Below are 14,376 nucleotides of genomic sequence, written 5' to 3' on the forward strand. Positions count from 1 at the left end.
AATGTATAACGAAGAATATTTAATTCAAGTCGAAGAAGCGATAAAGAAACTACAAAATGGAGAGAGAGTAGTATCAATTGCATATGGTGACCATATTGTACGGTACGGGGAAGTTCAAATAAAGGATTTATTGGAGCTCAGGCAACGAATAAAAGCGGGGTTAAAAGTTGCGGGCATGAAGCCAAAGAGGAAAATTGTTTTTTCAACGAGTAAGGGGATCATATAATGATGAAAATCGTTGAAAGGAACCGTATGACAAAAATTATAGCAAAAGAATATACAGAATTTTTAGAGCAGCTGAAAGAACAGATTGCTATTAGTCGTTATAAAGCAGCAAGAACAGTAAATAAAGAGCTACTACTACTTTATCATTATATTGGAACACAGATTCTAGAAAAACAAAAGAGCCAAGGTTGGGGATCCAAAGTAATTGAGCAGTTAAGTAGAGACTTAAAGGCTGAGTTTCCAGAAATGAAAGGTTTTAGCACAAGAAATCTAAAATATATGAGGCAGTTTGCAGGGGAATATCAAGATATTGAATTTGTGCAACAACTTGTTGCCCAATTGCCATGGGGACATAATGTATTTCTGATGGACTTAGTTCGGGACAAAGAAGCGAGGCTATTCTACATAAAAGAAGCTATAGAACATGGCTGGTCAAGAAACATCATGGTAATGCAGATTGAACTTGGGTTACATAAACGTCAAGGAAAGGCTATCACTAATTTTAAAGAGAAGTTACCTTCACCTCAATCAGATCTAGCGCATTACACGTTAAAAGATCCATATATTTTTGATTTTTTAAGTATAGGAAAGGATGCTCATGAAAGAGAAGTAGAAAAAGGTCTTGTAGGACATATGGAGAAGTTTTTGTTAGAACTTGGTGAAGGCTTTGCATTTGTAGGTAGACAATTTCATTTAGATGTTGGTGATGAAGACTTCTTTGTCGATCTATTATTCTACCATCTAAAATTACGTTGTTTTATAGTAATTGAATTGAAAGATAATAAGTTTAAACCAGAATACGCCGGTAAAATGAATTTCTACCTTTCAGCAGTAGATGACTTGCTAAAACACGAGACAGATCAACCATCTGTAGGGTTGATTTTATGTAAATCTAAAAATGATGTACTAGCAAAATACACTCTAAAAGATATGACAAAACCAATAGGACTAGCAGAATATCGAATAACTGAAAGTCTACCAGAGAATATAAAGACAGCTTTACCAACGATAGAGGAATTAGAAGCTGAGTTATCTAAAGTTTCAGATAAAGAGAAGTAATGCTACTCAAATCATTCAAACAACTATTTAGTAAGCCAAAAATCAAAAGCTCTGCATGGGATGCAGCAGGGTCAGGAAGAAGATTTTTTCACTTTCAACCAGAGTTAGGAAGTATAAACAATTTGCTGTCTCAAAACCTTGAAACTTTACGTAGTCGATCACGTGATATGGTGAGAAAAAATCCATATGCAGCAAATATCATTGATACCATAGTGAGTAACTCTATTGGGACAGGAATAAAACCGCAATCAAAAGCAAGAGATGGAGAATTTCGAAAGAAAGTACAAGAATTATGGCTAAGATGGACAGATGAAGCAGATAGTAACGGAGTAAGTGATTTTTATGGATTACAAGCTCTAGTATGCAGAAGTATGATAGAGGGAGGAGAATGTTTTGTACGCCTCCGAAATCGTAAACTCGAAGATGGATTTTCTGTACCATTACAACTGCAAGTACTTGAGTCTGAACATTTAGATAATAAAACAAATCAAACTTTAGGAAATGGTAATGTAATAAGAAACGGGATTGAGTTTAACAAGCTTGGGCAAAGAGAAGCATATTACCTATTTAAAGAACACCCTGGTGAAGGCTCGTTTGGTGAATCAGTGAGAGTGCCAGCAAATGATGTTTTACATATTTATAGACCATTAAGACCTGGGCAAATCAGAGGGGAGCCATGGCTTTCTAATATACTGCTGAAGCTTTATGAGCTTGATCAATATGATGATGCAGAGCTGGTGAGAAAGAAAACTGCAGCAATGTTTGCTGGATTTATTACGAGACTCGATCCAGAAGCAAATATCATGGGAGAAGGTGAAGCAAGTGAGCAAGGAGTAGCACTATCTGGACTGGAACCTGGAACAATGCAGCTTTTAGACCCAGGAGAGGACATAAAATTTTCAGAACCATCAGACGTAGGAGGAAGTTATGAAGCATTCATGAGACAGCAACTGAGGGCAATAGCAATAGGTACAGGAATAACATATGAGCAGCTAACAGGAGATTTAACAGGTGTTAATTATTCATCCATTCGAGCAGGGCTGATAGAGTTTCGCAGAAGGTGTGCAATGTTACAGCATAACGTGATAGTGTTCCAGTTTTGTAGACCTATTTGGAATAGATGGCTAGAATTAGCAGTGCTTTGTGGAGAACTGAGTATAGATGAAAAAGTAGTAAAAGCAGTGAAAGAAGAAGTAAAATGGATACCACAGGGATTTGATTGGGTGGATCCACTGAAAGATCAGCAAGCACAACAAATGGCAGTAAGAAATGGATTCAAGAGTCGAGCGGAAGTAGTATCAGAAATGGGTTATGATGTAGAAGAAATTGACCAAGAAATAGCAGAAGATCAAAGACGTGCAAGTGAACTGGGCTTAAGTTTTGATTCTGACGTTACGGCCAATCAAGAGGTGATATGAAACAACAATGGCTAAACAGATGTGTAATGGTAGAACCAAGGAGTTTTGAGTTACTGTCACTACAAACAGGAAAGCAGCCTATCTTTAAAAATATAAAACATGCAGTAAGAAATAGTGAAAGAGGAATAATACCGATACATGGCATTTTAACTAAAAAACCTGGTGCATTTGATGAAATGCTCGGAATGACATCATATGAGCAAATAGAAGAACAAATTACACAAGCATTAGCAGATAGTAGCATAGAGACAATTATACTGGAAATAGATAGCCCCGGAGGAGAGGTAAACGGTATATTTGACCTAGCTGACTTTATTTATGAATCAAGAGGAAAAAAGAGGATAATAGCGATAGCAAATGATGATGCATATTCTGCTGCGTACGCTATAGCTTCTAGCGCTGAAAAGATTTTTCTCACCCGCACTTCAGGAGTTGGGAGTATAGGAGTAATAGCAAGTCATATAGATCAAAGTGGATTTGATGAAAAATGTGGAATAAAATATACCACAGTGTTTGCAGGAAGTAGAAAAAATGATTTAAATCCACATGAGCCAATAACTTCTGAGAGTTTAGAAAATCTAAAAAGCGAAGTGAATCGTTTATATGAAATGCTGGTTGAGCTAATAGCACGCAATAGAAACCTTTCTGTAGAGGCAATCAAATCAACAGAAGCAGGGCTATATTTTGGCGAGAAAGCAGTAGAAATAGGTCTTGCAGATGGAATTACAATTCTTTCAGAGTTTAAATATATTAATAAAAACAGGAGTATTACTATGAACGAACAAACTATAACTGACCTAAAAGAAGAAACTAATAATTTAACTAAGTATCGTACTGAAGTTCTTGAATTAATACGTTTATGTAATATATCAAAGATGCCAGAAAAGATAGGAGAATTTATTGAGCAGGGCGTAAGTGTTGAGCAAGCAAGGGAGGTTTTAATGGAATTACTTGCAGAGCAAACGAAAAAGACAGAGATACTGAGTGCAATACCACAGAATTCAGGAGAAGAGTTGATGATGCAGGTAGCGAAAAGTCGTAGGCATTTAAAATATATAACAAAAGGAGAAAAGCAAAATGAGTACTATAACCGAACAAAATAATCTAGGTGACTTATTAAAGTATGAGGCATCAAGCCTGTATTCAAGAGACTCAATAGCAGTAGCTAAAGGTCAAAATCTTAAACTTGGTACAGTTGTTGGTCGTGATAAAGACAACATGATTAAGGTAATAAATCCAACTGCCACAGATGGCACACAAACAGCGATAGGTGTAATAACAAGCGATGTAAATAGCAAAGATGGAGATACTAAAGCAGTAATAATTACTCGTATTGCTCTTCTTGCCGATCATGCAATTGTATGGCCAGCAAATATCACTGAAGAGCAGAAAACTGCAGCAATAAAGCAACTTGAAGGACGAGGGATCATTATCCGCAAGGGAGTTTAACTAAAATTAATAAGGAGAAAAAGAATGCAAAATCCATTTACAAATACAGCATTTAGCATGACGGCACTAACAAATGCGATGAATATATTGCCGATAAATTATGGACGTGTTGGAAATCTAAATTTATTTCCAAGTAGGTCAGTAAGATTTAGACATATTACCATAGAAGAACACAACGGAGTGTTAAGTTTACTACCAACGCAGTTACCCGGAGCACCAGCAACAGTAGGAAAAAGAGGAAAAAGAAAAGTAAGAACATTTACGATTCCACATATTCCTCATGATGATGTAGTGTTACCAGAAGAAGTACAGGGAATAAGAGCATTTGGATCAGAGAGTGAACTGAAAGCGCTGGCAGACGTAGTAACTGACCATTTACAGCTAATGAGAAACAAACACGCAATAACATTAGAGCATTTACGAATGGGAGCGCTGAAAGGAATAATTTTAGATGCTGACGGGTCAGAATTATTAAATCTGTACAACGAATTTGAAATCACGCCAAAAGTAGTAAATTTTGCACTAGGAACAGCAACAACAGATGTAAAGCGTAAGTGTATGGAAGTACTCCGGCATATAGAAGATAATCTAAGTGGTGAATATATGACAGGAGTACATGCTTTGGTAAGCCCTGAATTTTTTGATGCATTAACTTCGCATAGTAAAGTAAAAGAAGCATATGAAAGATGGCAAGAAGGAGCAGCGCTTCGGAATGATATGAGATCAGGATTTACGTTTTGTGGAATAACATTTGAGGAATACAGAGGACAAGCAACTGATCCTGAAGGAACCGTGAGAAGATTTATTGAGAAAGATACAGGTCACTGTTTTCCACTAGGAACAGCAAGCACATTTACAACATATTTTGCACCAGCAGATTTTAATGAGACGGTAAACACACTAGGACAGCCACTATATGCAAAGCAAGAACCAAGAAGATTTGATAGAGGAACAGATTTACATACGCAGTCAAATCCATTGCCAATGTGCCATAGACCTGGCGTATTAGTAAAAGTCGCTATAGCATAACATACTGGTAGAGTAACTACAAGGTGGTGAGGCACAGAACGACTCTACCGATATGCGCTTTCTTAGCATGTAAAGGTTAGTATATCAAAAAGAAATATGCAAGAGAATATTAAGCGATTATTAGAAGATTGTTTTGCCCATTTAGGAGAAGTGGCTTTGTATAAATCAAAGGATAAGTCATACATGGTACAAGTATTAAAGCAACAGCCAGATAAATTATACGAGATTGGTGAAGGACAATTTGTGGAAGAAACTTTAGCGTTAGAAGTAAGTGCGTTTGATGTGTTAAAGCCAATAGTGGGAGATGTTTTTGTTATAGGTGATCGAAGATATAAAGTACACTCACCGCCACTTAGAGACAAGTCTGGAATAACGTGGAAAATAAAAGCGTCTGGGGTGTAAAATGTCTGTTCATATAGAAGTTGAGGTAATAGAAAGTGTAAATGCTAAAAGAAGAAAAGTAGAATTAGCAACGGTAAAGGCATTAAACAAAACGGCACTATGGTTAAAAGCGCAAGCAGCTAAGGAAATCAGTGAGGAAAAGAAGATAAAATTAAGTTTGATAAGAAAGAGATTAAGAATTTTTAAGGCGAAAACTAGCAGATTAGACGTGTTAATTAGAGCAAATCTCTATGACATTAGAGCATCGACAATTGGTAAAATACAAAAAACAAGAAGGGGATCGAAAGTAGGAAAGCATGAGTTTATAGGAGGATTTGCAGCAGTTATGCCAAAAGGAAATAGCGGTATTTTTAAACGTGAAGGAAGAGCAGCATTGCCAATAAAGGAAGTTAAATTGTCACTGAAACCAGAGGCTTCAAGGATAATATTGTTAATTATGAAGTTGAAAGGATATTTGAAAAATATTTTACACATGAGTTATTTTATGACGGCATTTTGGACTAATTTACATGAAGCGATTTGTAATACGCTAGAGGCAGAGATACCAGCGATACAGACATGTGAAGTATATCCAGCAATAAGGAAAGAGTTAGCGGCTCCAGCGGTATTTGTAGAATTGTCAAGTCTAGAGCAAGGAAAAGATCCAGGAACAGAGGAGCTGGCGCTGAGAGCAAAATTTGAAGCACGAATTGTGATTGATAGCACAATAGAAAATGCCCCTATTATTGTCAGATCATTAGCTGCTGAGGTTGCCAGAGTAGTAAATAAAAATACTTGGAACGTGAAAAATGTTTCACCAGGAGAATTTATATCAGGAGGAGGAGATGATTTTAGGCCAGAGCTCGATGCATATTTAGTGTGGATGGTAGACTGGGCGCACGAATTGCATGTAGGGCGATCGATTTGGGAAGTGAGTAAAATAAAACCTCATTTAATCGATGTGAATGTTGGAAAGTAATTTTGCAATTTCAGAATTGCGGAGGAAATTGGCCAACATTGTCCGTATAGGCATTGTCGAAAAAATAGATTATGAAAAAGCTAAAGTAAAAGTTAAAATAGGTGAACTTGTAACAGATTTTCTTCCATGGATAACAAATAGAGCTGAAAGTTGGTCACCACCAAATATTGATGAACAGGTAATAGTATTATCACCATTGGGAGAATTGTCTTTGGGGGTGGTGTTACCGGCAATATATCAGGAAAAATACCCTCCTCCAGAGAATAAAAAGGAAGTAAATAGTGTAAAATTTCAAGATGGGACAAGATTTACATATGATAAAGGGAAACATCATTTAGAGATTGAAGTAGTAGACAAAATAACACTGAAGGTTGGGGAATCAAGCATAGAGATAACAAAGAACGAAATAAAACTAAAAGCAAAAAGAATAAATCTAAATTAGGGAAAGTAATGAATAAATCAGTTATACGCCTAGGAGATCACTGTGAAGAAGCATTGCCGCATTTTTGTATAAGTGGAAGCAGAGATGTATTTATAAACGGAAGACCTGTCTGTAGGCAAGGAGATAGTTTGAGTGAAGGAAAAGTAATGACTCAAGGGTCGAAAGCAGTGTTTGCAAATGGCAAAGCGATTGCTCGTACTGGTGACCTAATTTCCTGTGGAGCAATAGCAGAACAAGGAAGTAACAATGTCTTTGCAGGGTAAATAATATGCGTGGTATGAGTTCTGAAACTGGCAAAAGAATCAGTGGTATAGAGCATTTAAAACAATCAATAGTTGATATTTTAACTACACCAATTGGTACTCGTGTTATGCGCCGAGATTACGGATCAAGATTATTTGAGCTGATTGATCATCCAATTGTACCTGGTTTTGCACAAGAACTTTATGCAGCAGTTGCAGAAGCACTGGAAAAGTGGGAGCGTCGATTTAAGCTTAAACGTGTACAAGTAACAGAAATTAAAGAAGGCAAAGTAACTCTCATTTTAGAAGGAACCTATCTACCAAATGGAGAGCCGATCCGCCTTGATGGTATTATAGTATAAGGCAGTAGAATGAAAACACCAAATATTGTCGAAACATTAAAATTTGAGGAAATCCTTTCGCGAATGAAAGAAGAGTTAATGCGTCGAGATGCAAGTTTTTCTGCGCTAACTGAGAGTGATCCAGCAATAAAAATCCTGGAAGTGGCAGCCTGGCGTGAACTACTTCTTAGGCAAAGGATTAATGATGCAGCACAGGCAAATTTACTTGCTTTTGCAAGAGGTAATGACCTTGATCACTTGGCTGAATTTTATGGTGTGCTGAGAAAGGAGTCAGAGAATGATGAATCCTTAAGAAAGCGGGTAAAAGCCAAAATTGTTGGTTGGTCAACAGCAGGAAGCAAAGAGCATTATCGTTATCATGCATTATCTGCTGACACAAGAGTAAAAGATGCGCAAGTGGTATCAACTATACCAGGAAGTGTACAGATTTCAATATTTTCCACAGAAAATGATGGAGTACCTTCAGAAGAATTGCTAGAGATCGTCAGAAATCACGTTATTCGCGATGATATTCGTGTATTAACAGATACGCTTACAGTTATTGGCTGTGGTATTATTCCCATTACTATTCATGCTAAAGTGCATATTTACCCTACTGCATCCAAAGATGTTATCGAAGCTGCAAAGGAACAATTTATCAAAGATCTTGAATCTGCTAAAGGTTTAGGGTGGAATGTTACCAGATCATGGATTATTGCCCACCTCTTTATAGAAGGTATGCAGAATATAGAGCTTACAGAGCCGATAGAAGACATCGTCGTGCGAGATAATGAATGCGTTACTTTAAATAATTTAAGTGTTAGGTAAAAATTGGTGATACTTCCTCCAAATGCTTCAAAGCAAGAGCAAATACTTACAGACATAATTAATTATTCTTTTGATGCAAATTCTCTACGGGGATTTAAAATTAACCCACAGACTGAAATGTTGCCGTGGCTAGTAGCGGAATACGGCTTGGGAGAAATTTTATCCTGGGGTAAGAAAGCTACTAAGAGTGCATTAAAAGAATGGGTCTCAGCTAAGCAAAACGGAATAAGATTTCAACGTTTGCGCGGTACACCACAGTCACTGAAGATGGCGCTGAAGTGGGCAAACATTGATAATATTACCATTCAAGAAGAACCACCAGGAGAGCATTTTGCTGAATTTCAAATTGGCATCTCTGATGTTCCTAATGACTTTTTTGTCGATAGTGTAATTGCTCTGGCAAAACTTTCTGCACCGGCAAGATCTCGATTAATGCGAATATTCAATGACTATTATAATGCTCAGCGATTTATGTTAGATGAAAGTATTTTTGGAGATCTTCTTTCAGACTACTCAGGTGTAAAAATAGCAAAAGAAGGACCAGTATTATCGTTTGGAAGAAAAAACTCATTTGAGCTGAAAATAGGAAATCCAAGATTTAAATTTGGCACTTTTAGATCACATTATGATAGAAGTTACAGTAATGATTTATATAGGTTAGATGTTGCAACATTAGGAGAGAAAGAGCCTCACACGAAGAATTACAACGGTACATATGAAAGAAATCATGAGTGGTACAACTTAGAAGCACTATATCCTCTACCACAGAGTTTATTGCCAGAAATTAAGTGTGCTAAAGCATTAATAGTATTGTCAGATCAACTATGTTTTTTAAAATTTTTTGAATTTAGTTTCATTACAACTTTTGTTTGTAATTTTGTTTTTTATTCGAGTAAAAAGTGCATTTTTGACAATAAAAACCCTAACTTAATCATAGAAAAATTTTGTATCAAACAACAGTTACTGCTTAGATCTTATGGTTAACGAATATGTGGATAAATACTTTAAATGTGTGTAGACGTATTTATCCACATATTCGTTAACCTATTTTCTATGCAGATTTTTTTAATTCACATTGACTGCTTCTTTAAGCCTCGCATTGGCAATTACTATGATTTTACGCATTAGAGCTGTCATAGCCACCATCTTCTTTTTACCTTTACCAACAAGCCTTGAATAGAAGGCACCAAGCGCAGACTTAGACCTTGAAGCAGACATCGCAGCTGTAAAAAGCTTTTCACGAACGTTGCTTCTGCCACCACTTATTCTGCGATAACCAATAGTTTTACCACTTTCTTTCGGATGAGGTGCAACTCCAGCAAGACTTGCAATTTCTCCCCTACTTACATAACCAAGTTCTGGCATTAGACACAGAAAATCTTGAGATAATTTTGCACCTATTCCTGGAACTGTTTTAAGGATTTTTTGGCGCTTTTGTAACTCTGGATTCTCATCAATAATTTTTTGTATGGTATTGTTGAGCTCATCTATCTGGCTATTAAAGAATTCAATAGTTTTCTGACAGCTTTCTTTTATATGGTCGTTTTCAGGTGCTGCAAGCCTAGATTTCTCTTGAGCTCTCATTTTTGTAATGTCATCACGACGTTGACAAAGTGCAACTAAGGTTGTTTGTTCTTTTGACATAGGTGCAAATAGAGATAGAGTACTATAGCGTTCAAACCCATACTGAGCAAGGGCTCTTGCATCTGATTGATCAGACTTTGCTAAAGTTCCATGAGATAGAACAAAGCTTTTTACTTTGCGAGTATTAGCTCGATGTACAGCAATATCTTTATCAACAAGAAAATGTGCTAAGCCAAGCTCATATTTTCCAGTGTTTTCCAGAGTTACTAAAGAATTAGGTAAGATATTTGAAAAATCTTGAAACAATTGTTGCCAGCCAGCAGTATCATTGTCGAATTCGACAGCGTTCTTCTGTTTGTGAACTGCAACAACATTTTTAAATTTTCCGATATCAATGCCAATAAAATTTTGATAAGATGTAATCATAATAACCTCGATTAGTTTTAATTAATTTAAGATTGTAAACGGGTGCATACATATGTCCCATGCAACTATTCAAACGTATCGAGAGATGGGCTAGTGTACCTTGATCCGAACGGTTATAATACCAACAGTTGGTCGGTCGCACACGCCCGTGATAACTCTATTCCTATAGTGAGTAGGGTTATCTTCCCTCTTATCTCCTTTATATCATATTTTTAACTTACAACAGTTGGGATTTAGGAGACATAAATACGTGCTTTCCAGTTAGTAGCGTAGAAGAAAGAGGAAATAAATTTGTATTGGGAAGCGATAAACTTTCAGGGCAATATTGGAATTTAAAACACAAGCCAATTTTAGAAAGATTTAGCGTTACTCACAACTATAAAGCAAAAAATTATACAGATCAGAAGGTCAGAAAATATGTTTTAGCAGAACACAACGTTTACTATAAAAATGACTCAGATTCAGAGCAAAAAGACTCAATACACGAATTAGAAAATTACATTTTAGTGTTTTACCCAGGAGTACTGAAGTGGCACGAACATCGACATTTGCACAGAAGTTGGAAAAATAGTCAAGCAATATGTGTAATAAGTTAAATACTTATATTTAGATCCTCATGTATTATGTTAATAATAGGTTAAAACGTATGAAATAAAAAGAAAAGGACTTGCTTTCTTATGCTAAAAAGGACATGAATTAAATAGCAGCAGGTAAACATAAGAAATTTATCTGGCGCTAGAAAAGCTAATTTTGTGAGGTAAGTATGAAGTTTAGCGAAGAAAAGAGAGAATCTTTTAGTAAGTTTTTTAAAGAAGTATCAAGTAACGGGTTTAAAAACATTAATAAAAGAAATGAAGAAGGAGAGACGATATTGCACCAAGCAGTAGAAATCTCTGATTACAAAACAGCGAGGTTATTAATAAAAAAAGGGGCAGAGGTAAATGCAAGAGATAAAAATGGTTATACACCACTACACTGTGCAGTATTTGCGAAAAGCTTAGAAAATGTAAAAGTGCTGCTAAGGGAAGGAGCAGAAGTAAATGCCACTCAATATGTCACTGGATGTACGCCACTACACTCTGCATGCAAAATAGGAGGAGCAGGAGTTGAAATAATAAAAGAGCTAGTAAAAGCAGGAGCTGAGGTTAATCAACTGAATAAATATGGTGCAACACCAATGTATTACATTTGGGAAAGTGAAAAGTATCGTCTATGTGATAGCAAAGAGAGTGAAAGGGCGAGTAAATTTCTGAGAGAAAAAGGAGGAATAACAAAAAGTAGAGAACTGACGTGCTATGGAATAGAGAGGATAGTGGAAGAAATAGCAGATATGTTGGATAGGAGCTATTTACCTGAGTTCAAAATAATAGAGATAGAAGAAATAAGGAAGAAAGATAAGTCACTAATAAAGGAAGAGTGTAAAAATTTAGCAAGCAAGATAATGAGCCAAGTGAATGAAATGATAGATGAGGTGGTGAGAAGGAAGGCTTAGGGGTTTAAATTTAAAGAAAAGGTGAGGTAAATTATGAGTAAAAAAGAGAAAGAGAAGTCAGCAAAAGAATTATTAGAGAACTCATGTAAAAATATTTATGAAAGAGACGAAAAAGGAAGAACAGCTCTACATTATGCAGTAGACGCAAAAACAGTGAGGTTATTAGTTGAAAAAGGAGTGAATGTGAATGCAACAGATATAGGAGGATATACAGCACTGCATCTAGCGGTAACGGAGAAACGTCTAGAAATCGTGAGGGAATTGATAAAATCAGGAGCAGACGTAAATGCTGAGGAATATGGAAGTAAATGCACTCCATTGCACCTTGCATGTATGGTGGGGAAAGTGGAAATAGTAGAAGAGTTAGTGGAAGCAGGAGCAGAAATAGAGCAAGCGGATAAATTTGGAATGACAGCAATGGATTATAGTAAAGAAGTAACCGAGGTATTAAAGAAAGAAACAGACAGAATTGAAAAGTTATTTATGAAAGGCTAAAAATATGGAGGAAGAAATAGAAAAGAAAGTAATGAATTTAGAGAGAAAACCTTTGGGTGAGCTGAGAAAAACGTGGAAGAAGGTATTTGGGGAAGAGGCGCCTAGATACTCAAAGAAATATCTGATACCAAGATTAGCTTATAGAATGCAGGAAAAAGCGTATGGAGAAATGTCAAGAAAGGGGACAAAAAGACTAGAGTATCTGGCAGATCGGCTAGAGAAGGGAAAAAGAATAAGTAGCGATAAACTGCCAGTAGAGGGAACAGAGCTAATATTAGAGAGAGGGGAAGAGACTCACGCAGTAATGGTAACAGATAAGGGTTTAATCTACAGAGAAGAATTTTTCACATCATTATCAGCAGTAGCCGGAAAAATAATGGGAATGAGTTACAATGGGCCGCTCCTATTTGGTTTGCGTGATCAAAAGGGAAGGGAAAATGTGTAAAGGGATAAGATGTGGAATATATACGAGAAAGTCAAATGAAGACGGTCTAGAGCAGAAGTTTAACAGTTTAGATGCGCAACGAGTAGCATGTGAGAAGTACATAAAGAGCAAAGAAGGCTGGGTAGCATTGGCCAAAAGGTACGACGATGGAGGTTTCTCAGGAAAGAATTTAGAAAGACCAGCAATAAAGGAATTATTTGAAGATGTAAAAAAAGGAGAAGTAGATTGTGTAGTAGTATATACGCTGGATAGGCTCTCAAGAGAAACAAAAGACAGCATCGAAGTAACGTCATTTTTTAGAAGGCATAGAGTAAATTTTGTAGCAGTAACGCAGATATTTGACAATAATACGGCCAATGGGAAAGTTTGTACAAACAGTGTTATCAGGAGCAGCACAACTAGAAAGAGAAATGATAGTGGAGAGAGTAAAAAATAAAATAGCAACATCAAAGGAGCAGGGATTATGGATGGGTGGAACTTTGCCATTTGGGTATGATGTGAAAGATAAAGAATTAATAATAAATGAGAAAGAAGCAAAGACAGTGAAGCATATGTTTGAAAGATATTTGGAGCCGAAGTCAATGGCAGAGTTGGCAAGGGAGTTAAATAGCCAAGGTTACAGAACAAAATCAGATATCTTTAAAAAGGCCACGGTGAGAAGAATAATAACAAATCCAATATATATGGGAAAAATTAGGCATTATGAGAAAGAGTATGAGGGAAAGCATGAAGCAATAATAGAAGAGGAAAAGTGGCAAAAAGCGCAGGAATTGATAAGGAATCAACCATATAGGAAAGCAAAATATGAGGAAGCACTGCTTAGGGGAATAATTAAGTGCAAGAGCTGTGATGTAAATATGACACTGACGTATGCAAAAAAAGAGAATAAAAGATATCGATATTACGTATGCAACAATCACTTAAGAGGAAAAGGTTGTGAATCAGTGAATCGAACAATAGTAGCTGGAGAAGTGGAAAAAGAAGTAATGAGGAAGACAGAGCAGCTATATGAAAATTGGAAAGAAAAGACCGAAGAAGAGTGGAAAAATTTAAGTTTTGGAAAGCAGAAAGAAGTAGTGAAAAAGTTAATAAAGGGAGTAATGGTAAAAGAAGATGGAATAGAGGTGCATTCTGAGTCAGAGAAGACATTTATAGCAATGAATTTAAAGAAGAAAGGAAATAAATGCACGGTAATGGAACCAGAAGGAAAAACAAATAATGCACTACTGAGAGCAGTGGTAAGAGCTCACCTATGGAAACGGCAGCTAGAGGAAGGAAAATATAGAAGTGTTAAGGAACTCAGTGCCAAAATTAACATAGGTACAAGACGTATACAACAAATTTTAAGATTAAATTATTTAGCTCCGAAGATTAAAGAAGACATAGTAAATGGGAGGCAACCAAGTAATTTGAGGCTAGCTGATTTAAGGGAAATACCGATGCTGTGGAGTGAGCAATTTGAAAGATTTTACAAATTAGCGCCTTAAAAATTGCACAATTAATACTTTCCTAACATAACTCATTTATAAAGACAACAGTAG

At 36.3% G+C, this 14,376-nt stretch carries 17 protein-coding genes and 3 pseudogenes; 19 read left to right on the forward strand and 1 reads right to left on the reverse strand.

The genetic code is table 11. From position 1 onward, the window contains the following. Position 1: 1 nt before the first annotated feature. From OOK82_RS06615 to OOK82_RS06680, 14 genes and pseudogenes are all read left to right on the forward strand, one after another. A complete protein-coding gene (locus tag OOK82_RS06615) occupies positions 2 to 226 on the forward strand; it encodes a hypothetical protein (RefSeq protein ID WP_211908700.1) in 225 nt (74 codons plus the stop codon). A gap of 26 nt (positions 227 to 252) precedes the next feature. Further along, complete coding sequence (locus OOK82_RS06620; protein WP_012482036.1) at positions 253 to 1,284, forward strand: PDDEXK nuclease domain-containing protein; 1,032 nt, start codon at positions 253 to 255, stop codon at positions 1,282 to 1,284. Next, positions 1,284 to 2,702, forward strand: coding sequence for a phage portal protein (locus tag OOK82_RS06625; protein ID WP_264686942.1), 1,419 nt, complete (start codon positions 1,284 to 1,286; stop codon positions 2,700 to 2,702). Before OOK82_RS06620 ends, OOK82_RS06625 begins: the two co-directional genes overlap by 1 nt. After that, the gene (locus tag OOK82_RS06630; RefSeq protein WP_264377348.1) at positions 2,699 to 3,805 is read left to right on the forward strand and encodes a S49 family peptidase; all 1,107 of its coding nucleotides are present in this window, start codon (positions 2,699 to 2,701) and stop codon (positions 3,803 to 3,805) included. Before OOK82_RS06625 ends, OOK82_RS06630 begins: the two co-directional genes overlap by 4 nt. Further along, on the forward strand, positions 3,780 to 4,151 hold the full coding sequence (locus OOK82_RS06635; protein ID WP_264686943.1) for a head decoration protein: 372 nt from the start codon (positions 3,780 to 3,782) through the stop codon (positions 4,149 to 4,151). The genes OOK82_RS06630 and OOK82_RS06635 overlap by 26 nt, the downstream gene beginning before the upstream one ends. 24 nt (positions 4,152 to 4,175) lie before the next feature. After that, positions 4,176 to 5,180: a major capsid protein gene (locus OOK82_RS06640; RefSeq protein WP_264704601.1), complete on the forward strand. Its 1,005-nt coding sequence runs from the start codon at positions 4,176 to 4,178 to the stop codon at positions 5,178 to 5,180. 96 nt (positions 5,181 to 5,276) lie between these two features. Then, positions 5,277 to 5,582: a head-tail joining protein gene (locus tag OOK82_RS06645; protein ID WP_262986521.1), complete on the forward strand. Its 306-nt coding sequence runs from the start codon at positions 5,277 to 5,279 to the stop codon at positions 5,580 to 5,582. A 1-nt stretch (position 5,583) separates the two neighbouring features. Continuing rightward, a pseudogene (locus tag OOK82_RS06650) lies at positions 5,584 to 6,086 on the forward strand (phage tail protein). Continuing rightward, positions 6,067 to 6,540, forward strand: a complete 474-nt coding sequence (locus tag OOK82_RS06655; RefSeq protein WP_264686945.1) for a hypothetical protein — start codon at positions 6,067 to 6,069, stop codon at positions 6,538 to 6,540. Before OOK82_RS06650 ends, OOK82_RS06655 begins: the two are co-directional and overlap by 20 nt. Further along, positions 6,527 to 6,982 carry a phage baseplate assembly protein V gene (locus OOK82_RS06660; protein ID WP_264686946.1) on the forward strand — a complete coding sequence of 152 codons (456 nt, stop codon included), beginning with the start codon at positions 6,527 to 6,529 and terminating at the stop codon, positions 6,980 to 6,982. The genes OOK82_RS06655 and OOK82_RS06660 overlap by 14 nt, the downstream gene beginning before the upstream one ends. 8 nt (positions 6,983 to 6,990) lie before the next feature. Then, positions 6,991 to 7,245 (forward strand): PAAR domain-containing protein, encoded by a 255-nt coding sequence (locus OOK82_RS06665; RefSeq protein ID WP_264686947.1) that lies wholly within the window; start codon positions 6,991 to 6,993, stop codon positions 7,243 to 7,245. A gap of 5 nt (positions 7,246 to 7,250) precedes the next feature. Beyond that, positions 7,251 to 7,586, forward strand: coding sequence for a GPW/gp25 family protein (locus tag OOK82_RS06670; protein WP_264377169.1), 336 nt, complete (start codon positions 7,251 to 7,253; stop codon positions 7,584 to 7,586). 9 nt (positions 7,587 to 7,595) lie between these two features. Then, positions 7,596 to 8,393, forward strand: a complete 798-nt coding sequence (locus tag OOK82_RS06675; RefSeq protein ID WP_264377168.1) for a baseplate assembly protein — start codon at positions 7,596 to 7,598, stop codon at positions 8,391 to 8,393. 6 nt (positions 8,394 to 8,399) lie between these two features. After that, on the forward strand, positions 8,400 to 9,377 hold the full coding sequence (locus OOK82_RS06680) for a phage tail protein (protein ID WP_264377167.1): 978 nt from the start codon (positions 8,400 to 8,402) through the stop codon (positions 9,375 to 9,377). Positions 9,378 to 9,458: 81 nt separating this feature from the next. Here OOK82_RS06680 and OOK82_RS06685 read toward each other — a convergent pair whose 3' ends face one another. Continuing rightward, positions 9,459 to 10,403, reverse strand: a complete 945-nt coding sequence (locus OOK82_RS06685; protein ID WP_264336326.1) for an IS110 family RNA-guided transposase — start codon at positions 10,401 to 10,403, stop codon at positions 9,459 to 9,461. 221 nt (positions 10,404 to 10,624) lie between these two features. On the opposite strand from OOK82_RS06685, the pseudogene OOK82_RS06690 reads away from it, so the two are divergent. The 5 genes and pseudogenes from OOK82_RS06690 to OOK82_RS06710 form a co-directional block, all read left to right on the forward strand. Next, positions 10,625 to 10,999: pseudogene (locus tag OOK82_RS06690) on the forward strand (phage tail protein); the annotation flags it as partial. 167 nt (positions 11,000 to 11,166) lie between these two features. Then, positions 11,167 to 11,895 (forward strand): ankyrin repeat domain-containing protein, encoded by a 729-nt coding sequence (locus OOK82_RS06695; RefSeq protein WP_264704368.1) that lies wholly within the window; start codon positions 11,167 to 11,169, stop codon positions 11,893 to 11,895. A 33-nt stretch (positions 11,896 to 11,928) separates the two neighbouring features. Next, positions 11,929 to 12,390, forward strand: a complete 462-nt coding sequence (locus OOK82_RS06700) for an ankyrin repeat domain-containing protein (RefSeq protein WP_264704369.1) — start codon at positions 11,929 to 11,931, stop codon at positions 12,388 to 12,390. A 4-nt stretch (positions 12,391 to 12,394) separates the two neighbouring features. Further along, positions 12,395 to 12,835 carry a DUF2924 domain-containing protein gene (locus tag OOK82_RS06705; protein ID WP_264704370.1) on the forward strand — a complete coding sequence of 147 codons (441 nt, stop codon included), beginning with the start codon at positions 12,395 to 12,397 and terminating at the stop codon, positions 12,833 to 12,835. Then, positions 12,828 to 14,322 (forward strand): annotated as a pseudogene (locus tag OOK82_RS06710) (recombinase family protein). The gene OOK82_RS06705 and the pseudogene OOK82_RS06710 overlap by 8 nt, the downstream one beginning before the upstream one ends. Positions 14,323 to 14,376: the final 54 nt, after the last annotated feature.

Source organism: Wolbachia endosymbiont (group B) of Apotomis betuletana, assembly GCF_947250475.1.
In the GTDB taxonomy this organism is placed as follows: domain Bacteria; phylum Pseudomonadota; class Alphaproteobacteria; order Rickettsiales; family Anaplasmataceae; genus Wolbachia.